Genomic DNA, 24,188 nt, shown 5'->3' on the forward strand with positions numbered 1-24,188 from the left:
ACCGGCGACCGGCGACCGGCGACCGGCGACCGGCGACCGGCGAGGTTACCGACTAGGAGGCGGTGTCCACCGTAACGACGTCTTCTTGGGGGCCATCGAGACGCAGGGCCCGAACGAGCTCGGCCGCGTGTACGGTAGAAATGATCACGCGTGAGTAGTGCTCGAACTCGCCCACCCAGCCACGATCCTCAGCTGCGTGTTCCTGCGTCTCAAAGTCGAGCACAACCGCATCGCGGCCAGCCCGTGCAAGCACAAAGTCTCTGCCGCCCAGGCTGCGCCAGGTGCCCAGGGCAAGCTTGCCCGGCACGTGGGTGCCGGGAGAGCGTACTCCTCGGATCCACACCCAGGGATCATCAGTGATGATGGCCGACGTGATCGCATCCCTGCTCAGGGTGAGGTCGCGGCGATGCATCGCAGCAAGTTTTTCCGCGGGTGTGAGCCGGATGACGATCCGCTCACCGTGAATCTCGACTCTAGCCATGGTCTTAGTCCAGCATGTCACTCTGATCGATGACTGATTCGACCGTGTCAATCAACGCCTGCGTAAGCGGTGAATCTTGGTCGTCACGCAGCCCGACATCGGCGGCAGCCTTTCGAGCGTTGGCACCGACGCAGGCAACGAGAGTCGAATCAGGCAGGTTCGAGAACTGCGAGGCGACCTCTTCTGCGATCTTCGTCGACGCCACCAGAATCGCGTTGATACGACCCGACTCGATGTCTTCACGAATGTGCACTGAGGCGGGAACCCCGACGGTTCGGAACGCGAGCACCTGGGTCACGTTGTGCCCGCGGCCAATCAGCCCCTCGGTGAGCACCGGCACGGCCACATCCGAGCGAAGGGTAAGCACCTTCAGCACCTCGGGGGTGTCAGTCTCGGTCCACTCTTCGAGCAGCGCGTGTGTGCTGTTCTCCTGGCTCGGCGTGCGAGTCACCGGATACCCGGCGTTACGGAAGGCAACAGCGGTTGCCTCGCCCACGAGGGCAACCTGTGTTCGTTCATTGATCACTGCATTGTGATGCGTCAGGACGTCAGCGACGGTTGAGCTTGTCGCCGTCATCCAGTCAAAGCGTCCAGCCTCAAGATCTTTGAGCGCCTCAACAAGCTTGTCTTCTTCGCTCGTGTGAGCAAAGTCAACAAGTGGCGCGATCACAGTGTGCGCGCCCTGCTCGCGTAGAGCCTGTGCAACCAAGTCACCCCAGGTGCCTCCCCTAGGGATGAGCACGCGCAGGCCACTGAGCGGTTTCGACTCAGCCGACATATACCCCACTCACTCGACAACACAAAAGGCCAGCCCTCTCAACACTCACGTGTTGCACTGTCTGGCTCCTGACGGTAAACCCGGTTCCCCTATTCTTACCCTGCTGGCCCTCGTACGCAAAACGAGAGGGGCGCAGCGTCAGAACGAAACCGAAATGTGATGTACAAAAAACGACGTTTTGCCGCCGCGGACGGATCAACGAAGCCGTTTTGCCGCCGCGGAAGCGATACCCCAGACGATAGCACCAGCAACAGCAGCGGCACCCACAACCCCGGCCACGAAGGCAACGGGGTTCTGCCGCTTCTGCTCAGCGATCTTATGCCGCGCGTCGTCTACGGCATCGTCAATGCGCTGCGCGTAGTTCAGGCGGTCCTTGAGCTGCGACAGCGTGCCGTAGAGCTCTGCGCGGGCCTTCGCGGCGTCTGCGACCCCCTGCTGTTTCTCATTGAGGGTCATCGCCAGTTCCCTTCTTCTCCGGCCTGCGGCATCTGCGTGCCACCCGGGCGGGGTGTCTCCGCGTTCACTCGAACCTCGCTCATAGCCGCGATGTCACCACCGACGCGCTCAAGCGTCTCCTCGGGAACGGGGTTTCCGCGCTTAATCAACCTGATTCCCGCAAAGATTGCGCCCGCCGCAAGCAGCAACAGCGCCGCCGCGACCACCAGAGCAGCCAGCCACCATGGCCAGACGAGCGCGAGGGCGGCTATTGCAGCAATGACCAGGGCCTCAAGCATGAAGAAGAGGAAAAAGAGCGCGATGAGAATCGCACCAGCGCCGATCCCCGCCTTCTTTGCCTTTGAGACGATCTCACGCTTCGCGTTGTCGTACTCAAGCTTCGCGAGGGTGACGATCTGCTGAGGCAGTCGAGTCAGTAGCTCAAACGTGCCGGCCTGATCCCGCTTTTTGCTCATGACGCAGTGTCCGGTTTCTCAACGACCTCGTCGGGCCCCTGACCCGCCAGCGTGACACTTCCCGTTTCGGTGCTGGGTGTCGGCTGCGTCCGCGTCTCTGGCGCGCGAGTGAAAGCCGTGTACGCTTCCTTGCCCGCTCGCAAGACCGACTCCTTCAGATCGTCAACACGACCCTGCGCCGCGCCGCGAACAGCCTCAACACCGCGCTGCACGGGCTCGGTGTTCCACACCTTCTGGGCTCCGCTCTTGATCTGCTCGTAGCGTTCCCGACCGGCCCGCGTGCCCAGCACGTAGCCAACCGCGGCACCAAGCACGAATGCGATCTTGCCCTTCATCTTGCCTCCAGCCAATGGCGTTCTCTTGATCCTCGCTAAGCCTACTCCGCTCAGCCTCGCCTACATACCCCTTCAGTTATATATCTCCCAGATTGCCCCGGTAGAGCGACTACTCCGCGATACCGGTAAGCCTGCGCCGCAGCGCGATCGCGGCATCACGGGCGTCAGCGACCGCAGAAGAGAGTTCACCACCGTGAAAGGAGACGCCAACGGGCAAAAGCGTGTGATCCCTGTCCCGCTGCTCAATAAGACGATCAGACTCGGCGTCTCGGCGCGCAGTAGAGATGTAGGGGGCAACAGCCACCGTCACCTCGCACTCCGAGGTCGCACGCAGGCCAGCCACTTCGAGCACCTGACCGGCAATCCGAGCGGCTTCCGCGAGGTCGGCGCCGCGATCCTGAGCCCACCCCTCAGCGACAAAACGCGGCCCTCGGAGCAGGGCGAACCACTGGGAGTTCGCGTCGCGGTCGAGCCGCAAGCTCCAAGGATCCTGCCCCGCAACCTCCACTGTTCGCAAGGCTGGGTGGTCTTCGTCGAGTGCTTCGGGGCTTTCAACCCGCACACGAGCCTGGGCCCGCCAAACTTCGGGAGCAAGCGGCAAAAGATCCGCTTCGAACGCAGCGGGAAGATGGGTCGCCGGATCCAGCACCACTGCTCGTGTAGCGAATTGCTCGTCGCCGAACTCGCTGACGAGCCAGGTGTCTTGCTGCGTCTCGTCGGCACGAACCTCCTGCACCGGCAGCTCACTGAACTCCACTCCGTAGAGTTTCAGCCGCTCGACGAGTATCGCTTGCAGCTCGGGCCACCCGCCTGCCGGGGCAACCCGGGTTTCACGTGCAACGTACCGCTCGCTGTAGGCGAGCGCCGCCCCGGAGAGCGAACCGGCTCGTGTGAGCGCCTCGTTCAGCCCCGGCGCAACCAGCGCAACGTCGACCGCATCCGGCGCAACCCCGTAGCGCTCGCGCACGAGAGGATCGACAAGCAGCGTCTCGACGCCCTTACCCATCCGGTTGCGCACCAGCGCACCAAGCTCGTGGGTCTTGCCAATCGTGAGCACGGGCTTCACCCGGTCGAGAGAGGCGCGTGTTGCAGCACCCCCGCCGAGAATGGCGAGCGACTGCGCTGCCATGGGAACCGATGGAATGCCCCACACAGACGGGGTCGGCTGCAGTGTCCAGTCCCCCTTTGTGCCGCGCAATTGAACGGGGCGCGGGTCACGCCGCACCGGCTCGGCGCCGGGGTTGCCCGTGCCATGCTCGCCGATCGGCTGCGCGAGGTGCTCGAGAAACTCCGCGAGAGTGCTCTCAGGATCGAGCTCACCACCCCGATCCAGCTCGGTGAGAGCGGGGGCAGGCACGTCAACTGACACACGAACGCTAAGCCCTACTTCCGCCAGCTCGAGAGCCGCCGCGAGGGCGGGGAGAGTGGTTCCTATGACATACGCGTCGATCACGTGAGGTTCCTGTTGTTCGGTCTACTGAAGTGGTTGCGCCTGTAGCGGGGCAACCGGCACACGCAACAGATCGATGCGCGTGCGGCCGTAGCCGCGCTTCTTGAAGGAGCGCACCACCAGCCAGGTGAAGAGGGAAAGGCCGATGACCTCACCGATTAGGGATCCGGGGCCGCCAGCAGACTCCGTTTGTGCCGTGGAGCCGCCGATCCCCGAGGCCATCACGCCGAAGGCTGCGATGTTATTGATGACGTGAATTGCGATCGCGGCTTCAAGGCCACCCGTGCGCCAAGTCAGCCAGGCAGCGGTGAGGCCCATAAAGCCAACCGCCGCGAGCCCCCACATGTCGTAGATGTGTGCCCCGGCAAACGCCACCGTCGGAATCAGGATCGCGAACCAAGGGTTTTTCAACCACGAACCGAGCACCTGCATGAAGAGCCCGCGGAACACGACCTCTTCAGCGGTTGCCTGAATCGGCACGAGGATCAACACAAAGACAAACGAGAGCAGCGCTGCATTGCCATCGAAATCCTTCGACACAGCGGGCGCGACAGCTTCTACAGGCACAGCGAGGCTGAACAGCATCTCAAGCAGAGTGCCGGTCACGTTCATCACAACAACCCCGAGCACCGCAATCCCGGTAAACCGTCCGAGCGCACCCCAGCGAATCCGCGTCGCAACCGACCACACTCGACCAACCGGCCGCATGCCCATGACAAGCATCGCGAGGATCACCGAGGGAATCATCAGCGCGATGGTGAGCAGATTCATGAACACCGAGAGGGGGTTCTGGGTGTCGAGCGCGAGCTGATCAACCAGGGTTTGACTCATGGCGGTCGCATCGCTGCTCGTGAAGAGGTCGGGGTTGCCCACGGCCATGATCGCGAACCAGATCACACTGATAATGATCGACAGCACAATGTAGATGCCAGCGGCGATGAGCACTACCAACAGCGGTTTCCACCACTTGTACCCCTGCGCTCCGCGGAGCAGCCGGTGGTACTCAAGCGGTTCGGTCTCGACCGTTTGTGTGGGCTGCGGTTGTGACGCCCATGCCCAGGCGGGTGGGGCCGCAGGCATTGGTGGCTGAGCCTGCGGAGCAATCTGCGGATCCTGAGCCGCCGGCACCTGCGCAGGCTGCTCAGTCGCGTGGCCCTCGGGCTGTTCGGGAGTGTTGCTCGTCAACTTGAGGTCCTTCCAAAATCACATCAGCCGGTGCTGGCAGCTTAGCCGGACGCTTTGTGGGCATCTGAACCGGCTGGCTTGCCAGAACCGGCTGACATGTTGGGTGGCTGGGTAGTGGGCGGTTAGGATCCGCGCAGTCGCTCAGCGAGGTAGGCGTGCAGCTCAGCGCGGGGTACGCGCTCCTGCTGCATCGTGTCGCGCTCACGCACGGTCACGGCGTTGTCGTCGAGTGAGTCGAAGTCAACGGTCACGCAGAACGGGGTGCCGATCTCGTCTTGGCGACGGTAGCGACGGCCGATGGCCCCCGAGTCGTCGAAGTCGACGTTCCAATCGTCGCGAAGATCCTGAGCAATCTCGCGAGCGAGCGGAGACAGCGCCTCGTTACGCGACAGCGGCAGCACCGCGGCCTTGATTGGGGCGAGGCGCGGGTCAAGTGCGAGCAGCGTGCGCTTGTCGGTGCCACCCTTGGCGTTCGGCACCTCTTCTTCGCGGTAGGCATCAACGAGGAACGCCATCAGCGAGCGAGTCAGGCCAGCGGCCGGCTCGATGACATAGGGCGTGTAGCGCTCGTTCTTCGTCTGGTCGAAGAAGCTCAGGTCTTTGCCCGACTTCTCGGAGTGCGTCGACAGGTCGAAGTTCGTGCGGTTCGCGATGCCCTCAAGCTCGCCCCACTCGCTGCCGGTGAAGCCGAAGCGGTACTCGATGTCGGCGGTGCGCTTCGAGTAGTGCGACAGCTTCTCTTGCGGGTGTTCGAAGAAGCGCAGGTTCTCGGGGTCAATGCCGAGGTCGGTGTACCAGCGCATGCGCTCGGCCATCCAGTACTCTTGCCACTCCTCGTCAGTGCCGGGCTCGACGAAGAACTCCATCTCCATCTGCTCGAACTCGCGGGTGCGGAAAATGAAGTTGCCGGGGGTGATCTCGTTGCGGAAGCTCTTGCCGATCTGGCCGATGCCAAACGGCGGCTTCATCCGAGCTGCCTGCAGCACGTTCGCGAAGTTCACGAAGATGCCCTGCGCGGTCTCGGGGCGCAGGTAGTGCATGCCGGCCTCGTCGTCGACCGGGCCGAGGAAGGTCTTCAGCAGGCCCGAGAACGCGCGCGGCTCGGTCCACTGGCCGCGGGTGCCGCAGTTGGCGCAGACGATCTCGGCGAGGCCGTCCTTGGGCGCACGGCCCTTCTTCTCTTCGAAGGCCTCGATCAGGTGGTCTTCGCGGTAGCGCTTGTGGCACTGCGTGCACTCAACGAGCGGATCGCTGAAGACCTCAACGTGGCCGGAGGCCTCCCAGACCTGCTTCGGCAGGATGACGCTGGAGTCGATGCCCACAACGTCGTCGCGCTTCTGCACCATGGTCTTCCACCACTGGCGCTTGATGTTCTCTTTCAGCGCGGTGCCGAGGGGGCCGTAATCCCACGCGGATCGCGATCCGCCATAAATCTCACCCGCTTGAAACACGAAGCCGCGGTGGCGGGCGAGGGCGATGACTTTGTCGAGTCGGGATTGTTCAGCCATGTTTGCATTCACTCCAAGGTGCAAGCGGGGATCTTGGGCATTGGGATCACTGCCGTTTGGCACGATCCACAAGGCTCCAGTCTAGTGAGTGTGGACTGGGAGCAAAGAGATTCGGGTTATTCTCTAGGGGAAGGTTCTCCCCGCTCCTTCGCAACAGACGGAAGAGGTTCTCCCGTGCAGATCCACATCTCCCCAGATGCCGAGGTGCTCGGTGACGCTCTTGCCCAGCGAATCGTCGCTGCGATACAGGCAAAACCTGAGGCCGTCATTGGTCTCGCCACCGGCTCTTCCCCCCTTGTTGCCTACGAGGCCTGGGGGCGCCGCGCGGCCCAGCTTGGACTGGATCAGAGCCGCGTGCGCGGGTTCGCGCTTGACGAATACATTGGGCTGAGCCCGGAGGATCCCCGCAGCTACCACAGCGTCATCCGACACGATGCGGTTGACGTCGTTGGGCTTGATCCTCGTCTTGTGCGCGTTCCAAACGGCGGCGGCGCTGCTTCAGCCGCCGATGAATACGACGTTGCGATCCGCGAGGCCGGCGGCATTGACGTGCAGATCCTCGGCCTCGGCCGCAATGGCCACATCGGGTTCAACGAGCCGGGAACGGCTGCCGACTCGCGCACGCACGTGATCGATCTCACGGCCGAGACGATTGCCGACAACGCGCGGTTCTTCTCGAGTTCTGCAGAGGTTCCCACGACGGCGATTACCCAGGGCCTCGGCACGATCCTTGAGGCACGCGAGCTTGTGGTGATCGCTACAGGATCGGCCAAGGCCGCGGCCGTTGCCGCCGCGCTTGAGGGCCCAGTCACCGAAGATTTGCCGGCCAGCCTGCTGCAGGGTCACCCCAACGTGCACTGGTTTATTGATGATGCGGCTGCCACTTTGCTGACTGGCGAGTACGCGGGACGGGATCTCGAGGCGCTCGCGTACTGATTTTCGGGTCGTCCACTTCACAGTGGAAGGAATTCCACTTACTACCATTTGGCCAACGCTTACTTTAAGCAACCCAGGTACGTACATCGGTACGTATGCTCTCCCAATCACATCATCAGATGAAAAACTCGGGTCAACTGTTCGCGGCTGAGGGGTGCCGTGACACACCGCTCTCCCGCAATGAGATGACAACGACTGGACATCTGCCTTGGGAGGCAATTAAGTGCGATTCACGAAACCTCAACATAACAAAGGACGGATCAAACCGTTCTTAGCGGGGGTGCTCACCATATTTGTGGCGCTGGTTGGCTTCTTAGCCACACCGCTAGCCGCGCAGGCTGCCACCGGCGACTTCAAGCTCTCGCTGTCAGCACCGGCCACAATTGGGCTCGGCCAGACCTACAACTACTCAGCAACACTCGAGTTTGAAGGGGTCGACAGTTCCCAACCAGCCAGTGGCGTGCAGCTCACAACGGTGCTTCCCGCGGGCATCAGCTTCGACTCGGTACCAACCGGGCCAAGCTCGCCCGTAAGCACCTACACCTACGACGCAGCTACCCGCACGCTGACTCTCACGCTGAAAGACACAACGCAGGCGCTTCTCACGATCGTGTATTCGGTCAAGCAGGTGAGCAACGAATCAAAGTACGAGGGCATGCCCCTCACGACCAACATCGTTGGGACCGGCGCACCAAGCGGAACTGTCACGTCTGCCGACGTGACCACCGTCGTAGAGGGCGACAACGACTACGTCGCCAACAAGTCTTATGAGGTCATCACCGGTAGCGATAACCGCCTGGTGACCTATCGATTCAACGTCTCACCTGAACGCATGGGTTCTTCCACCACGTTTACGACTGCGGGCCAGCAGCTCACGGACATGCTTCCTGCGGGCGCTGAACTTGTGGCCGCATCGCCAGCATTTTCTGGGGGCAGCTGGGACACCTCGGCGTGGCCAAAGGCCGTCTGGACGCGGACCGGTGCACTGGGTTCAGGTTTCTACTCAGTGGACCCCACCGGAACCCAAATCTGGCTCACCGTGCGCTATCCCGCAAGCGTCCCGGGCTGGGAGACAGGTCAGCGACCACCCGCAAACACCGTGACTCTTGAAACTAAAGACGCAAATGCGGTAACACATCCCGGTGCCCCCGCGACGACGCAGAGTCCCGTCTTCGGTGCTCCAGGCGATCCGGCTGTTTCGGTTCTCAAGTGGGATTCTGGTGCCGTTACTCCCGGCTATCTCATGCACTACACCTCCGTTGCCGCTTCGTATGTTGGAGATACGAGCACCCCCAACATTGACGAGCTCGTCGTCACCGACTCCGGCGCAACAGGTGGGCCTAACGCTTCCTGGTTTAACCACGCCGATATCACGCAGCTCTACGCCACCTTCTCAACGGGTCTGACGGCGATGAATCTCCCGTACAAACTGGAGTACCAGATCAACGGAGAGTCCACCTGGAACGAGTTCACCAACTACACGGCCGCAACCGGGCGCACTGGCAGGTACATTATCGTTGCCGTGCAAAACACGGGCTCAAGGGGCTGGCAGAGCTCCACGGAACAAGACGTGCTGAATCTTCCGGTGGGCTCAACTCTGACGGGCTGGAGACTCACCATCGCTCCGGGAGCCGAGACGGTTCCTGCGGGAGTTCAAGCCAACATGAGAATGGGTTTTCAGCCCGTCTTCCGTGAGGTAACCGCAGGGGTTCAACCGACCTCTGCCCCGGCTGCTGTATCTCCCGGCCCACTGACGAACACGGCCACCGTAACGGGCGGCGCCCTGAATGAGAGCGCTTCGCATAGCTACACGCCGCAGGATGGGATCTATGTCACAACCCGCGTAGACGCTCCAAGCTCGATCTCGGTTGGATCAACGGGAACGGTTCACGCTGGGATTGTCAATCAAAACCCCTCCGAGACCTACTCTGATTCGGCCCTTTCGGTGGTGTTGCCCTGCGGTATCTTCTACGATACTTCGCAGCCAATTACGCCAATGCCAACGGATGCCGGTCTGCCCACAGCGCCTGCACTAGGTGCGGGTGCCACCGTCGACGCGTCACTTCGAGTGACCGACGCAAACGGGTGTGAACAGCAGGTGCTGAAATTCTCCTTCGATAGCCTGCCTCCAATGCGAGCACCTGCAACGGCAAACTACCGTTGGGCGGAATGGAACGGTTGGAACTATGAGATTCCGGTAATGGCTCTCGCGCAATCATTCGACCCGAACACAACCTCGGTTGCAACCAAGTCTTACGCCACGGTTTCCGACCCCCGCTTCCTCTCCACTGCGGATGGTGGCACCGCGTCTGACACCATTCAGATGACCGGCAACCCCGTCTTCTTTGGCGACGACGATCACGATTTTGATCCGGCCCGCACAACAGTTGCTGTGGCGCAGGCGCAAACGAGCGTGAACACAGCGGGCGGTCTCTTGATCTCGAAGCTCTCGAGCGCCTCAGCCACCGGCCCCTGGGCACTTTCCTCGCAGGTTGACACAGACGCGTTCTGGCAGATCTATGTCAGCGATATTCTGCCGAACCCCGTGAGCGGCATCACCTTCTTCGACAAGCTCCCGAGCATTGCCGATGGTGATGGCTTTGACACGCACCTCACCGGTGCGGTGACCGGTTTGCCCGCTGGCGCAACCGCGGAGTACTCAAGCAATGCCACAAGCGCGACGAGCGGAGACTGGTCGGCTGATCCTGCCGGCGCAACCGCGTTCCGTGTAGTCTCGCCGAGCATGAGCGTTGGCCAGAACTTCACGCTTATCGTGCCCACCGCCTCCTCGGGCAACACACGCTTTGGCACTACCGATGTGAACCAGGTCTCCGCAACCGCGACCTACGAGGGAAATGCGGTGAGCTTCCAGTCGAACGAGGCGAGCATCACTCCCCTCGCTGCCCCGGCGTTCACGCTCGTTAAGAAGACCAACGGTGTTGAATACGCTGCGGCCCCCGGCGCAACCGTCGCCGTCGGCTCTCCCGTGACCTGGACCTACGACGTCACGAACACCGGAAACACTGCACTGGATTCGGTTCAGGTCAGTGACGCGTTTGTTGATGGCGCTGGCACCTCTGGTTCCCTCACCCCCTCGTCGAGCACTTCGGGCCCACTGGAGCCAGGGGAAACCCGCACCTTCACTGCGACCGGAACCGCAGTCGCGGGTCAATACGCAAACACCGCAACCGCAACCGCAACCGCGGTCGACGACTCGGGAACGGCCCTGCCAACCCAGCCAGCGTCTGCAACTGACGACTCGTGGTACTTCGCGGGAGACAGCGGCCTCACCGTTGTGAAAACGACGAATAATGAGGACGTCGATAGCGCTCCCGGACTGCCCCTCACCCCTGGTGCAGACGTCTCCTGGCAGTACAAGGTCACCAACACCGGCACGCTCGCGTTGACCGATGTGCTCGTGACCGACGTGGATTCCAGCGGAAACACCGTGTACAGTCACACGATTCCGTCGCTTGCACCCGGTGAGTCCGTGGAGCTTTCGGCAACGGGAACCGCAATCACCGGCCAGTACCACAACACCGTCACCGCAACTGCGGCAGATCCTGCCGGCGCCTCGCAAGCGTTGACCGCCGCTGACGACTCCTGGTACTTCGGTGAGGTTCCTGGCCTCTCGGTTGACAAGAAGGTGAGCGCGTCGAAGAACGGGCCCTGGAAGGAAACCACTCAGGTCGCTGACGGTAGTGCCTCCTACTGGCAGATCACCGTCACGAACACCGGCAATGCGCCGCTGACCGGAGTGAAGCTGAAGGATCCGAAGATCAACCAGTCAGTCGACATCGACAACCTCGCCGCGGGCGCGAGCAAGACCTTCGTCTTCACGCAGAAGGCGACCACCGAAGCCTTCACGAACGTGGCAACAGTGACGGGAACCTCGCTGAGCGGGAAAGAACTCAAGGCCTCGGACGACGCCACGGTCACGCTGCAGTCAAAAGCCGCAGTGATCGAGATTGGCGGGGTCAAGGTACCCGCGCTCGCGGTGACAGGCTCGGCCATCACCGGTGCTCTTCTCCTCGCGGGGCTGATGATTGCGGGCAGCATTGTGTTCCTGCGTCGGAGGCGCGCAGCGGCTGAATAACCAGCGCGCATGACAAAAGCGGCGGGTGGATCCATGAGATTTGGATCCACCCGCCGCTTTCATTTTCTAGCCGTCACACACTGTCTTCAGCGCTCAGCACCAGAAGTGAGGCGGTGCCGCGATCACCGACAGAGTCTGATCCCACAGAGGTGAGGATCGACACGAGCGCCGCAAGCCCAGCGACCGAGAGCAATTGCGGCCAGTCGATCCCGAGCAACCCGGTGGCTCCCGCTGTGAGCAGCGCAACCGCGGCTTGCGCGAAGGTCTTCACGGCCCGCTCCCCGGCGTCCTTCCAGAACAGTTTCGTAAACACTGTCAGCCTCCGTTAATGAGTCGTCCAACGAGGGTTGCACCGCCAGCGCCAATGACGCCGACGATGATGGGCGGCAACCAGGTCAACCGCGAGACCTGGTTGCCGAGTGCACCCTGCTGCGTCTCGAGCGCCGTCACGCGAGCATCGAGCGAGCGAATGTCAGCAGCGTCGCCCTCCTGCCGAATCGTTGCCCCCTCGATGTTGCGCAACCTGCTGGAGTGCGAGTCAAGCCGTTCGTCGACCTTAGCGAGACGTTCCACGATCACTTCAAGCTTCGCAAGCCGCTCCTGGGTGTTCTGGCCTTGCTTCCAGAGATCAGCCATGCCGACGTCTCCGGGCGGGGCCGCAATCATTTCGAGACTCGTTTGAATTTCGCCCAGCCTCCTCCGTCAGTGACGAACGGGGTGACGCCCAGCTGTTTTGCAAACGCATCGGCCGCCCGCTGCGTCGTGAGCTCCATCTGGAACTTGGGGCCAAAGATGAGCCAGCGGCCCTGACCTTTGCCCGCTGCATGCTCGTAAAATGCCATCAACAAGTTGTGCTCCTTTCTGTTTTGCGCCGCGGGTTTTGCGGGTGCGGCGTGTTTGGGGACGGGTTGGATGATCCTGACCCCGTTAATGTCTTCAGACCAGAACCGATAGCTCGCGGCAAATGCGCGTTCTATGTCTGCGATGGTGCGGAACCACTCCCCCACTCCATAGCCGCTGCGCCGTGATGAGAAGAGCCCACCCGCCCCGCCGAACGCGGTGGGCTCCCAGATGACGACGTGCCCCCAGTCCTCATACTTGTGTTGCCCGTCACGGTAATCGGTGTAGGTGCCCCAGTGAGACAGCCACACCACGGCGGGTGCGTCGCCGGGAAGCGCCCGGTCGTGGTGCTGGTGCCTGGTCGCGTTGGCGGCGGCGGTAGCGCTGTGCGGGCCTCCAGGGGCACCCACGGCCTTTTGTGCCATCGGGAGGCAGTTACCCGCGTACTCGTGGTGGGCGTAGCTCGGGATTACCAGCGTTTTGTAGGGCATGGGCCTCCTTAAGCGCGAAAGCTCCGCCGGTTGGGGCGAGGCTTAAGAAAAAGTTGGGAACTACCCTATTCAGTGACGATGACCTGATTCATCGCCTCAGTAAGTAGCTGCACTTGAGTTCGTGTCTCGTGCAATTGAGTCCGAAGTTTCAGAGTTTCAGACGCCTCCTGTGTGGCTTCGGTCTCGGTTTTGGCGGCGTTTTCCGCAAGTACAGCAGTCACTCCATGGAGAATCATCCGATCGGTGATAACTGCCGGATCCGCGCCTGCCGAGCCTGCCCATGCTGCGGGATCAGTGACTGTTTCTCCGTCGAGCACTTTCCCGTAGGAGTCGCTCCAACCCGGCTGCGCCGAAAGCGCCCACATGTGGCCCACCGCCCATAACCTTGCATCGTGGACCCCAAGACCGGCAGCGCACGCTCCCACTCGGTCAATCAGAAAACTGTCCTCGGTGAGACGTGCCTGTGCAAGATAACTCATTCTACTTTTCCTTCCTAGATCCCGTAGACCGCACGAAGCACCTGGGTGTTTGCGGGTGCGACAGTATTGTCCGCGTGCCCAGTGATCCTGTTGTTGCTGATATATACGTATTTCCAAACCGGTGATTTCCAGCCGTAGATCGTTTGCAGCACACCAGAACCAGCTGCGTCCACAACATGCGACTTTGGCACGAATACATAGTTCCATGATGAATTTGCTGCCACACCGTCCGCATATGCAGACCAAGCGAGCACGACGCCGGTGAGTTGAGCGTTTATGTTCTCCAAAAGATTTACCGCTTGCGTCCCGCTCATGTACGACGCACCGGTCCAGAGACTCTTCAAACCGCGAGTTGACGAGATTCCAGTCGAGTCGAGCACGATTGCTTCCGAGTCCAGCTTGATTCGATTTGATGCTCCCCGAGGCGTCGCAATGTCGAAAGTGATGTTACTGTTCGCAGCACCTAGCCCAACAAACCGAACTATTCCGCTTGAGTTGTATTGCGTTTCTACAGTCTTCTTATTGATCGTTTCATTGACCGAAATTAGACCGCTGTCTAAAGTGGTCGTGTTCTTGCCATTCGTGCTAGAAAGAGCGCCCGTAAGCGCCAAGCCTCCCTCTTCAGAGGAGAGTGCCGCGGTCACAATATCCTTTGCCTTAAACACTCTTAGTCCAGTGACGTCAAGCTGGAGACGCTGTCCAGATTCGGCAGTTCGAATTGTTGCTCCGGTGATGACCTTGCCATCAATAGCTGATGAAGCAAGAGCTTCAGCAGTCACCATTCCGTCAGCAATTTGAACGGTGCCTCCTTCACCAGCGACTAGAACTTGATCTGCAAGTATCTGATCGCGTACCCACGACATTCCATTCCAGCGATCTACCTGAAATGGGCGCCCTCCCTCGTCCACTCGAACAAGCTGCGCTCCGAGACGAAACCCTCCTTCTGGCATCGGAGGTGCGTAAACTGCATCCGGACCCATCCGATAACGCGCATTACGCAGTGCATCCTCACGAGCCTGAGTCGCTTTCGAATCTGCCTGCGCTGCGGCCAGGGCCGCCGCATCCGCCGCGGCCAGAGCTTCAGCAGCTTTAGTCTTTGCCGCCAACTCTGCCGTATCGGCTTTCGCTTTCGCGTCAGCGGCCGCAGCGGCCTTCGCCTCAGCTACAGCTCGTGCGGTCTCATCATTTGCATCTGACCTTGCTTGCTCTGCTTGAGCCTCGGCAAATTCTTTAGCCGCCCTCTCAGCTTCGGCGGCCCGATCAATGGCGGATTGTGTCGCTTCAGCAGCTTCTCGCTGCGCCAAGCTCGCCGCGTTCCTGGCAGCCTCAGCCTCAACCCGTATAGCCTCGGCAGTCGCGCTCACCCCCTCGGCAAATTCGGACACTACAGCCGCATCAGCAATGGCCTTCTCAGCCGCTTCCAGAGCCTCTTCGACCGCCACAGAATTCTCAATGCCAATCATGCTTGCATCGTGTGTCGCGTCCTCTAGCGATTGAGTCTGGTCCGTCAGGTCATAAATCGGATCAAGCACAGCGAGATCTTCGGAGTGACTTAGAACCACATCTGCCACTTCTGGAACGCTAGCCACCGCCTCTCCAACGTTGACTGTCTCGTCACCAACTTCAACAGATGAACGCTCAATCTGCCCGGTTCGCGCCAGGCTACCAACCGACAACTTCAGCGCCATGGCTCGTGCCGCCTGCTCTCGCAAGAGTTCTTTTCGAGCTAACGAAATCATGCTGCTACCTCCAACACTAAATCAGCCACTGCAAGGTTGTTCCACTCGATTTCCGAGATTCTTGCCCAGAGCCGTTGTCGCCCAAGCCACCCTGCGTCAATGTCAACGAGGATCGTGTCGCCCACTCCAAAGGTGCCACGAGGCGCGTTCGGGTGCCGCGCATCTATTCGAATGGCAGATATCTTTAGGCTCGCCGAACGAGCCGCTAATTCACTGCGTGCGAGCGCCTCCACTAAAGATTGTTTGGTGAGGTGCTTCGCGGCAACAACGACTGGGGTACGACGACGACCATCCGCGAGGCCAACCTCAGCGCGTAAAGCGCTCTTGCCTTCACCCGCACCAAGCACCGTCACCGAATTGGCGTACTTACTCACGTCATCCGTGACCGAAACCTGCTCAGTGATGTTCGCGCCTTCAATGAATGCTAGATCGGTGCGTTTCTCACCAATTCTGGGAAGGCAGCGAATCTCTTTTAGCACCCTCGTGCGATCGCTGTTCCAGCCAGACCACTCCACCCATTCATACCCGGCTTCGGTAATGGCATCAACCATCGCGTCGAGGCAATAAGGTGTGTCCCACCATAGAATCTTCCAGGCCCCCTTGTCAGTGTCGGCCTTTTGTCTCGCAGCATCATAGTCAGCCTTTGCGGCCTCATAGGACTCTTCGAGCGGCGCCTCCGTCGACTTAAGGCCTGCAATTTTTTCTTGATCAGACTTGATGAGCGCTTCTTTCGCCTCACGCTTCGTCTTGATCTCGGTCGACTTCGTATCAACAAGTTTTTTCTTCGCAGCGATGGTCGCAGCAGGTGCCTTCGCGGCGATGGCAGCGGCATACGCATCCTTTAGAACACGGCGATCTCGGTTCAAAACAAGGATCGCAGCATCGAAAGGTTTAGAAGCGGTTGCTACCTTCGCCTCAAGTGCCTTGCGAGGCTTCGCGTACTCGTCCCAGGAGGCCTTTTTTGCGTCCATGATTTTCTTGGCCGCGTCAGCTTTCAGATCCGAATCAGTCCCACGACGAACACTCGAAGCACCCGTAACTTTCACACCAATGTTTGCCCCCGTTTTCGCCTGCGCATACTCAACAACATGCCGTGCTACAGCAATCGGGTCCACCTTCACACCGTGGTACTCCCCTTCGTACGGGTACCCGCTGAAGTAAGACGAAAAGCCTTGGCCCTCAATCTTCCAGCGTGCCCCCTCAAAAGAAGATCGCGTGACGAGCCATGTGTTGCGAATAATCCCATCCGCCTCCTCATGGATGTAGGTCGCGCGAGGATCAATCAAAGTTTTACTTCCTGCATGCCGATACGCTTCCGCGATCGGAAGCACCTCTCCAGAAAACGCGCCGGCTCCGCAAAGCTTCTTTCCCGCGGTTGTGACGACGATGGGCAGTTCTAGTTCGAGAAACGCACCATCACTGATCCGCTCCACAATGTACCGAAGCACGGGCACCTCCTAAACAATGCGCTGCTCAAAATCAACCGTCAGTTTGAGCTGCGACGACCAGACAATTGCGGGTGTGCACTCAAGCACACCGCTCATTCGTACTGCCCTCGGAAAGAATCTCTTGCTGGTGCCGATCAGCTTTTCCGGGATGCGCCCCTCTTGAGATACAGCAATATCTATAAAGGTCGTCACGTTCTCGAGCGTGTCCCACCCCCGCACCCGCGAACGCCACACGTCAGGATCGACGGTCTGTCCACACTGGATCCAAAAGTATCCCCAGCCGTTACCCTTGCCTCCGTAGTTACCGAGCCCCATCCACTCCATCTGCACATTCCAATGAGTTGCCCACTCAGGAATATCGAGAAGAAACCCCTGGTAAAGATTGCCCTGCGTCGGGAACGTGCCACCGGCTGGGTAGGCAGTCGTAGAGGTGATGTGCTGACGCCCTTCAAGTCCACCGATTTCCTGTAGCGACATCGTGCGGGCAATACTTTCTCGACGCGGGTTCTGAAGCGCCCTGAGATCTGTAATCATGTCCGCGGTGATGGTGGCTGTCGACTTTGGCCAGTCAATCGCAGCGAGAGTGATCCCCGTCACGTTTGCGTACGCCCCTGATTTGATCTGGTTCAGGGACGTAACCGGTCGCTGTTCCTGTGGCACGAGCGCATCTACGTTGGGAATCACAGTGATGCGGCAAAAACTATCGCCGTCCTGCCAAGACTCAGGGGTCACAGGTTCCAAATAGGTGACCGATTCCATTTCGGGATCCGTGATCTCTAGGATGATCAGGTCTCGGCGGGTAGTTTGCGAGCCCGTGCCCGGCACATCCGTGACCGTGAGCTCCCCATCAAGGATCGGCCCGTACGATTCTCGTCTGGAGCCGTCGGTGTCTCGCGACTGAGCGATGCCACCGCCGGGCATCACTCGAAACCCGGTGCCGGGCTGGTTCAGCGGCAAGACCTTCAAGTCGCCTGGCTGATCAACTCCAGATCCCGGACCATTTTCTTTCTGAAGTGTGCGTCGGAACAGCCTCGCACTATGCTTCGACCCGTTAATGACGTGTGGAACGTAAAACCCCATAATGATCTCCTCTAAAAACTCGTGTATGCCGGCTCAACTGAGACGTCAAGCCACGCTGTGCCCGTGGTGTCGTAACCCCTGAGAATGACGGTGTGGGCGCCCACGGGGAGCGCCATTTCAGACATCCGCGATCCAGCCGGCGATAACATGCCCGGCGCACCGTTGCCGTCCTTGAGTACCCAACGCGCCCAAGGACGCGTGTCGAGCACTACCACTTGGTCTGATGCGAGAATGCCGTTGAGAATCAGCTTTCCAACACCGGGCACATCAATGATTGGGTTCGTGATCGGGCCGTGCACCGCGAATACGGGCCACGCAGCGGCTTCCCCAGTCACACGAATCGACTTACTGCGCACCATCGGACCAGAATCAAACGTGAAGGGAGCTTCTGCAGGAAACTCCAACCCGCCCGACACCGGCGGCACCATATTGATTCGGGTTACGGTGGGGTCCCCGTACCACCGCTTGTCCACCGTCTGAAAAGTTAGTGAGGGCTCTGCCGATCCGTCCCAAAGGGTCGAATCATCCGGGGTGAACTCTCGCATGTGCCCAAAAGCACGCACCTCACCGATCCGCAGCTCGGCTATATCTTCAATATCACCGCATTCGGTGTCACCGTCCCAGAACGACTCAAGTTCTCGGAGACGACTACGAACACTGGCTTCCTTCTCCGACTGCGAGGTGCCGCCACCAAGAACCGCGATCTTCAACTGATGCAGCGGCCCGTCACGAAACGCACGCCCGAGAATTGTGCCATTCCTGTTTGGAGCTGGGACATCGGTCGCCCTCAAACCGGGTACCCCGCGCACGAAACTGGTCAACACGTAGGGTGCGTCCCCACCAAAGTGTAGGGACGCACCGCGATGCGTGATTGACCCACTGTTGAGGTCAGTCATTTACTGCTCCATTCATACATACTGACGCTGCATGACGGCAGCATCTTCAAGGCCACGATCGACCGCGTCATCGGCGATAACACGAGCTCGGGTCAGGATCGATCCGTCTGCATCGAGCAGCGTGACCTGGTCAGGGAATTCGCCACTTCCACTCTTCATTGCGTCCCACTGCGCACCGGTAAGGATCGGCTCCGGCCGACCCGTGCGGTTCTCCACCAGAGAGACGCCCGGCTGCAACCAGCCGCCCGTGTCGTAGAGGGTCGCCGAGGTTGATCCGTCACCGCCGATCCGGGGAGTGAACAGCTTTACAGCGCGCTCCGCGGTGTCTTTCACGAGCCCGGCAGCGGCGTCGATCCACATTCCACCCTCCGGGAACGCCTCCTTCACCTTGCCCGCGACCCAGTCGATTAGACCGGCAAGCGGGTTCCAAGCCTCGCCAAGCATCTTCGCGCTGCCGTCGAGGTAGGGGGCAGGATCGGTCATGTTGTTCCAGCCTCCCGGAGGAGTGTGAACCATATAGTGCAGGTGAGGTCCGGTCGACATGCCCGTTGAACCGACGTAGCCGATCACGTTGCCCTGCTGCACAGATTGCCCTTCGTGCACCGCGAATCGCGACAGGTGGGAGTACCGGGTCGCAAACCCTGACGGGTGTTGCAGCCTAATTTCCTTGCCGCCCATGTTGACAACACCCACGTTGGTCGCGACGCCCTCGGCGGCCGCCATGATGGGCGTTCCCTCCGCCGCAGCCAGGTCGATGCCGTTGTGCCCGCCGTGGAACGGCTGGCTTACGTTGTAGCTTCCCTTCTTGAGCGGGTTCACAAGGCCACCAGAGGCGTAACCGGGAATCTCGCCAAAGCGGTTCATGTGGTCGAGCGCCCCGGGGTGGGAACGTTCGATCTGCCTACGCGAAGCAGCGCGGATCACGTGCTCGTTGCCGTGCACGACTCCCGCGACGGCGGAATGTGGCAGATTGCCCGTGTAGCCGCCCTCCGAGAATCCCTTAGGTAGTTTGATCGGCGCCAGATTCACACCGGGAATCACATTGATCATGTCGATCAGCCCGTTGAGCACGGTGTTCACTACAAAGCGCACAGGCTTCTTGGCGAGCTCCTGGATCCCTTCCCAGGCCTTGCCAATCCCATCACGAGCTGCCTCGAAGGCCTTCTTCGGATCCGATTGGATCACACTCGACATTGTGTCGATGACCGGCTTGATGTGGTCCTCCCACACGGATCGAATCAGACCAGATATCCCATCCCAAGCCGGCTGGATGTACTCCTGCCACAACCCCGTAAAGACTTGGCCAAGAATCTGGATCGCGACGCTGATATTGTCAACAATCGGCTGAATAATCTCCAACCAAATCCAATTAAAGAGCAGCCCCAACCCATCAAACACCGGCTGAACATGCTCCTGCCACAACCCCATAAAAACTTGGCCAAGAATCTGGATCGCGACGCTGATATTGTCAACAATCGGCTGAATAATCTCCAACCAAATCCAATTAAAGAGCAGCCCCAACCCATCAAACACCGGCTGAACATGCTCCTGCCACAACCCCATAAAAACTTGGCCAAGAATCTGGATCGCGACGCTGATATTGTCAACAATCGGCTGAATAATCTCCAACCAGATCCAAGTGAAGATCGCACCAAGCCCCTCAAGTACCGGCTTCAGCATGGTCTCCCAGACCATGACAAAAAGCCCACTGACGTTTTCCCAAGCTTCACTGAGGAACCCGGTGAATTGTTCCCAGATTTGCTTACCGAGCTCAGTCTGCGTGAAAAACCAAACAAGACCAGCGACGAGCGCGGCAATCGCCATAACGATGAGCATGATTGGGTTTGCTGCAAGCGCAGCGTTGTAAAGCAATTGCACCGCAGCCGCAGCCTCTGTCGCGAGCGTCCAGGCCCCAAACGCCAACGCAGCCCCACCAATCGCCGCAGCGATGGGCGCGACCCAGGTGTAGTTGTCCTGTAACCATTTGCTTACGTTTTGCATGGCTGTTGCAGCGCTTTCAAGAGCCCCCTTCAACCACGTCCCAAACGCCTCGGCCAGAGGCTTCACATTTACCGCCGCTTCATCGAGCCATTTTGAAATCTCTTGGAACACCGGCGCAATCTGGGGGAAGACATCCTCCATGATCGTCATGGCGAGCCGCTCTAGCGATCCCATCATGATGTCGAACGAACCAGTGGCGGTGCCACCCATCTCGTTCGAGATGGCACCCGCGGCGGTCGAAGCCGCCTGTTCAAACGCCCCAAAACTGATCTGCCCATTCGCAGCCATCTTGAAGACCTCGTCGGTGGTCACCCCAAGCTGATCAGCAAGTGCTTTGTAAACCGGGATCCCACGACCCTCAAGGTCATTGAGCACATCGTTCTGAACGCCACCCATCTGCGAGGCAGCTCCTGCGAAGATGGAGCCCATTGTGCCAAAGTCAGTGCCCGCGGCGGCGGCGCTGCTCCCGACTGTCTTCAGTACACTTTCGAGCTGTTGACCAGGGGCAATGTTCGCCGCCATCAGCTGACCGGCGACACCAGCGGCATCACCTACTCCAAACGCTGTCCCCTGAACAGCAGCAAACGCATTGTCTGTTGCCTTTGCGACCGCCGCGCTATCATTCCCGAGGCCGCGCATTTTTGCTTGCGCGACATCTATCGCGTTCAGTTGGTCAACTCCCGAAGAGAACGCATTACCCAGGGTTGACATGACAGCGTTCCCAACAGTTGCCAGCCCCTTTTGAAATCCGGCACCGAGGGTCTTCGCAATGCGGGATCCCGGACCCTCACCATCGGCCTTATCAAGTTCTTTCTTGACGTCTTCGGCAACCTCAGGAACTTTTACATTTACTGGAACATCAGGGAGATTGAAATCCTTGAAGCTATTCGGAAGTTTGACGTTTACAGGAAGATCAGGAAGCTTAATATCCTTAGAAAAGTCCGGGAGCTTCAGCGAATATGAAACCTGCCCGCTCGTGGTTGTTGAACTGCTTGCCATGTGGCCTCCTTGGGGTAGGGCACCGAACCCCAAGGGATCCGGGCGAAAAGAAACTTGTATTCGCCCGGATCAGTGGTCAGGGCTACGGATGCTGGATCCTCCGTTGTTTGAAGCGGCTCGCTCCAGATCTCAGGCGTTCCAACCGCCGCTCGCGTTCGTGCTCACCCTCGGGATAGGGGCGTGGTTTGACTCGCTTGGGCTTCGACGATTGTGATGCCCAGACGGCATGCTCGATCCACCTGAGCATGTCTTCTTCGCCGGTGAGCGCAGACTGACCACCAAGCCAAACGCCGATCGCACCGCCGCGTGGCATGTGCCTGACGTACAAGGCAACGTCTTCAGGATCCTCGGTGCCCGCCCACATGTCCGAGAGTCGGACCGAGTAGAACCGCCGCAGATCGGCAGCCACTCGGTCCGGACACTCTCGAAGAAGGTAGGCGAGCGTTAGGAGTTTTTTGCGCCGACCTTCTCGTAGATCACGTTGACGAGTTCGGTCAGTTTCTCAAAGTCCGAGAAGCCGTCTTCGTCCTCAAGCGCCTTGATCACACGGGCGAGTGAGTCTTCACCGATCAGGTTGCTCAGAACCGTCTCGATGTCGTTGTTGCGCAGCGCGAACATGGTTGGTGTGTGCTTCGGAGCACGCGAATCAACCTCGAAGTGTTCACCCGCAAAGTCGACGCGGATCACGTCGTGAGGTCCGCGCTGGTGATCCCTCGGCTTTGCCCGCGACTGCTCCCGAGTGCGAACAGTGTCGCCAGACTCACGTGCGGTGTAGTCGCTGTCGCTCGGGTGGGTGTTGGAATACGTGTTGGTCATGTGGTGACTCCATTTCTTGAAATAGGGGTGTGACTCTGGAGAGAAGAACGGGGCGCGGAGTCACCACGCGCCCCGTTCGGTTTTGTTAAGCCGCGGCTTCGAGGAAGGCGGGCTCGTCAGACAGCCAGTAGCTTCCGCTTGTCTCGGTCATCGTGAACTCGTACACGGAATCGTCCTCGACGTTTGTCACGTAAGCACCGCGCTCAGACACCGCAGCCAGCTCGATGCACTTCAGACGCGTGTAGCCTGCGTTATCGACAAACTTGACGATCACGGTCTTCTCAATCGTTGGAATCGACTTCGGCATGTCGACACGCGCGATCTTGTTCTCGCCGGTACCCACAAGGCTCGGCTTGCCGTGGCCGTAGTAGAGCCCTGTGACCTCGGGGTCATCTTCAAGTGCCGCAAACTTGTGCGACTTCTTGGTCGAGGTGTTGCGAAGCTTCACAATGGCGCCGCCCTGCCAAGCCTTCGTTTCCTTCGCCTCGACCTCGACGCTCTCTTCGATACCACCCTCAGAAATCCAGCCAACCTCAATGAATTCGGTCGGAATGGTGAGATCGGTTGTGGGCAGCGTGGAGCCCTTGGGAGCGATCCAAACGCCTGATTCTTCGGCGTTCCATTCCCGCATGTTGTCCTGGTTCTTAGCCATTACTTGCTCTCCTTCTTTGCCTGAACGGCGCTCTTCTGGTCTGTGGCCACCGCGCGTGCCTTACCGCGGCTGATGAGGTCGCGGGCGGTACCCGGCTCAACCTCTACGGGGTGTCCCCCTTCGTGGGTTCGACCCTCTGCATCGACCCAGTCATTTGCAATCACAACTTTCGTCACGATCACTCCTTTCTTTGTGCGTGCCCCTAAGAATTAGGGGGTTGGGAACCTGCCCCGGATCTCCATCTGGACAGTGAACTGGTAGTGCTCCGAGCCGCCATTCTTAGTGGGTCGGCGCGGTCCTTTGAGCACGCGGTTGCGCCTCACAGGTCTATCGGCCACGACGCGTGCGTTTAGCACGTGTCGCATGGTCTCCGAGGCGAGGATCGCGGTCGCCTCTCGAGTTTCCGCCCAGCAGTGGAAGGTGACTTTCACCACGTCGTGCGCCAACTTTGGCGCTCCGCCCGTGCGTTCCACGCGGATGAACCGGTCTGGCCGTTCGGGGGGAACATCAACACCAACCTCGGTGGCCTGCGTTGATCGCAGATAGGCCACGAGCGCGTCCTCTGCTGGTTCAAATAGGTACTGATTCACGAGTCCTCCAAAACTGTGCGGTCTTAACTTCTTCTGACAAATACGCCGATAGGCCTTCGTTGATCTCGAAGTTCCTGTCGCAGCAGAGAAGCGCGGCTTTGACGCTGGGATAGCGCGAGCCGCAGACATCACACTCTTGCTGGCCGTCGGACATCAGCGGCCTCCTTTCGAACCTCGATTTTTGGCACGCCGAATGAGATCGGTGGGTGCGTTAGCCGCGTTACTCGTCGCGGCAGAACAGCAGAACAGCAGATAACGCTCTTGCAGCGTTCCTGCGCACAACCTCAGACCCGTGAGCTCTACAGACTCAACGTGCGGGCATTGGCAAGGATCCTCGCCGATCGCGAGGAAGAACAGCCGTCAAGAACCTGGCCTTTGGCCAACAACCTTGCCGCAGGTGAGGAGGTGGGATGACACCCGGCTTCACTTACCATTTGCGGCCGATAACCGCGCAATGCCCCCAGAAACGAAAAAAGC

General features: G+C 59.8%; 24 protein-coding genes. 2 read left to right on the top strand and 22 right to left on the bottom strand.

Annotated features, from left to right (window positions below):
- Window positions 1-52: 52 nt before the first annotated feature.
- The 8 genes from G7068_RS08205 to G7068_RS08240 all read right to left on the bottom strand — a co-directional run bounded on the left by G7068_RS08205 (window position 53) and on the right by G7068_RS08240 (window position 6,648).
- The gene (locus G7068_RS08205; RefSeq protein ID WP_166290998.1) at window positions 53-481 is read right to left on the bottom strand and encodes a hypothetical protein; all 429 of its coding nucleotides are present in this window, start codon (window positions 479-481) and stop codon (window positions 53-55) included.
- 4 nt (window positions 482-485) lie between these two features.
- Complete coding sequence (locus G7068_RS08210; protein ID WP_166291000.1) at window positions 486-1,259, bottom strand: uroporphyrinogen-III synthase; 774 nt, start codon at window positions 1,257-1,259, stop codon at window positions 486-488.
- A 195-nt stretch (window positions 1,260-1,454) separates the two neighbouring features.
- Complete coding sequence (locus G7068_RS08215; protein WP_166291002.1) at window positions 1,455-1,715, bottom strand: DUF3618 domain-containing protein; 261 nt, start codon at window positions 1,713-1,715, stop codon at window positions 1,455-1,457.
- Entirely contained in the window at window positions 1,712-2,170 is a 459-nt protein-coding gene (locus G7068_RS08220; RefSeq protein ID WP_166291004.1) for a phage holin family protein, read from the bottom strand. The genes G7068_RS08215 and G7068_RS08220 overlap by 4 nt, the downstream gene beginning before the upstream one ends.
- Complete coding sequence (locus G7068_RS16460) at window positions 2,167-2,505, bottom strand: YtxH domain-containing protein (RefSeq protein ID WP_244304792.1); 339 nt, start codon at window positions 2,503-2,505, stop codon at window positions 2,167-2,169. The genes G7068_RS08220 and G7068_RS16460 overlap by 4 nt, the downstream gene beginning before the upstream one ends.
- A 109-nt stretch (window positions 2,506-2,614) precedes the next feature.
- Window positions 2,615-3,958, bottom strand: coding sequence for a hypothetical protein (locus G7068_RS08230; protein ID WP_166291006.1), 1,344 nt, complete (start codon window positions 3,956-3,958; stop codon window positions 2,615-2,617).
- A gap of 21 nt (window positions 3,959-3,979) precedes the next feature.
- Window positions 3,980-5,140 carry a CPBP family intramembrane glutamic endopeptidase gene (locus G7068_RS08235; protein ID WP_244304793.1) on the bottom strand — a complete coding sequence of 387 codons (1,161 nt, stop codon included), beginning with the start codon at window positions 5,138-5,140 and terminating at the stop codon, window positions 3,980-3,982.
- Window positions 5,141-5,262: 122 nt separating this feature from the next.
- Window positions 5,263-6,648, bottom strand: coding sequence for a glycine--tRNA ligase (locus G7068_RS08240; protein WP_166291008.1), 1,386 nt, complete (start codon window positions 6,646-6,648; stop codon window positions 5,263-5,265).
- Window positions 6,649-6,822: 174 nt separating this feature from the next.
- On the opposite strand from G7068_RS08240, the gene G7068_RS08245 reads away from it, so the two are divergent.
- Together G7068_RS08245 and G7068_RS08250 are read left to right on the top strand one after the other, a co-directional pair.
- Entirely contained in the window at window positions 6,823-7,584 is a 762-nt protein-coding gene (locus G7068_RS08245) for a glucosamine-6-phosphate deaminase (RefSeq protein ID WP_166291011.1), read from the top strand.
- Window positions 7,585-7,864: 280 nt separating this feature from the next.
- Entirely contained in the window at window positions 7,865-11,680 is a 3,816-nt protein-coding gene (locus tag G7068_RS08250; RefSeq protein ID WP_166291013.1) for a DUF7507 domain-containing protein, read from the top strand.
- A 73-nt stretch (window positions 11,681-11,753) separates the two neighbouring features.
- Here the strand turns inward: G7068_RS08250 and G7068_RS08255 are convergent, their stop codons facing one another.
- The 14 genes from G7068_RS08255 to G7068_RS08320 all read right to left on the bottom strand — a co-directional run bounded on the left by G7068_RS08255 (window position 11,754) and on the right by G7068_RS08320 (window position 23,711).
- A complete protein-coding gene (locus G7068_RS08255; protein WP_166291015.1) occupies window positions 11,754-11,993 on the bottom strand; it encodes a holin in 240 nt (79 codons plus the stop codon).
- A 2-nt stretch (window positions 11,994-11,995) separates the two neighbouring features.
- Window positions 11,996-12,346, bottom strand: coding sequence for a hypothetical protein (locus tag G7068_RS08260; protein ID WP_166291017.1), 351 nt, complete (start codon window positions 12,344-12,346; stop codon window positions 11,996-11,998).
- On the bottom strand, window positions 12,343-13,011 hold the full coding sequence (locus G7068_RS08265; RefSeq protein ID WP_166291019.1) for a hypothetical protein: 669 nt from the start codon (window positions 13,009-13,011) through the stop codon (window positions 12,343-12,345). The genes G7068_RS08260 and G7068_RS08265 overlap by 4 nt, the downstream gene beginning before the upstream one ends.
- A 65-nt stretch (window positions 13,012-13,076) precedes the next feature.
- Entirely contained in the window at window positions 13,077-13,490 is a 414-nt protein-coding gene (locus G7068_RS08270) for a hypothetical protein (RefSeq protein ID WP_166291021.1), read from the bottom strand.
- Window positions 13,491-13,504: 14 nt separating this feature from the next.
- Entirely contained in the window at window positions 13,505-15,229 is a 1,725-nt protein-coding gene (locus G7068_RS08275) for a hypothetical protein (protein WP_166291023.1), read from the bottom strand.
- Entirely contained in the window at window positions 15,226-16,677 is a 1,452-nt protein-coding gene (locus G7068_RS08280) for a hypothetical protein (protein ID WP_166291025.1), read from the bottom strand. Before G7068_RS08280 ends, G7068_RS08275 begins: the two co-directional genes overlap by 4 nt.
- Window positions 16,678-16,686: 9 nt before the next feature.
- A complete protein-coding gene (locus G7068_RS08285) occupies window positions 16,687-17,757 on the bottom strand; it encodes a hypothetical protein (RefSeq protein ID WP_166291027.1) in 1,071 nt (356 codons plus the stop codon).
- An 11-nt stretch (window positions 17,758-17,768) separates the two neighbouring features.
- The gene (locus G7068_RS08290; RefSeq protein WP_166291029.1) at window positions 17,769-18,653 is read right to left on the bottom strand and encodes a hypothetical protein; all 885 of its coding nucleotides are present in this window, start codon (window positions 18,651-18,653) and stop codon (window positions 17,769-17,771) included.
- Window positions 18,654-18,665: 12 nt separating this feature from the next.
- On the bottom strand, window positions 18,666-21,653 hold the full coding sequence (locus G7068_RS08295; RefSeq protein WP_166291031.1) for a peptidoglycan DD-metalloendopeptidase family protein: 2,988 nt from the start codon (window positions 21,651-21,653) through the stop codon (window positions 18,666-18,668).
- An 82-nt stretch (window positions 21,654-21,735) separates the two neighbouring features.
- On the bottom strand, window positions 21,736-22,062 hold the full coding sequence (locus G7068_RS08300; protein WP_166291033.1) for a hypothetical protein: 327 nt from the start codon (window positions 22,060-22,062) through the stop codon (window positions 21,736-21,738).
- A 35-nt stretch (window positions 22,063-22,097) separates the two neighbouring features.
- Entirely contained in the window at window positions 22,098-22,469 is a 372-nt protein-coding gene (locus G7068_RS08305; RefSeq protein ID WP_166291035.1) for a hypothetical protein, read from the bottom strand.
- Window positions 22,470-22,554: 85 nt separating this feature from the next.
- The gene (locus G7068_RS08310) at window positions 22,555-23,121 is read right to left on the bottom strand and encodes a phage tail tube protein (RefSeq protein WP_166291037.1); all 567 of its coding nucleotides are present in this window, start codon (window positions 23,119-23,121) and stop codon (window positions 22,555-22,557) included.
- Window positions 23,121-23,297, bottom strand: a complete 177-nt coding sequence (locus tag G7068_RS08315) for a hypothetical protein (RefSeq protein WP_166291039.1) — start codon at window positions 23,295-23,297, stop codon at window positions 23,121-23,123. Before G7068_RS08315 ends, G7068_RS08310 begins: the two co-directional genes overlap by 1 nt.
- Before the next feature lie 33 nt (window positions 23,298-23,330).
- Window positions 23,331-23,711, bottom strand: a complete 381-nt coding sequence (locus G7068_RS08320) for a hypothetical protein (protein WP_166291041.1) — start codon at window positions 23,709-23,711, stop codon at window positions 23,331-23,333.
- Window positions 23,712-24,188: the final 477 nt, after the last annotated feature.

Origin of the sequence: Leucobacter viscericola (genome assembly GCF_011299575.1) — a bacterium.
Taxonomy (GTDB): Bacteria; Actinomycetota; Actinomycetes; order Actinomycetales; family Microbacteriaceae; genus Leucobacter; species Leucobacter viscericola.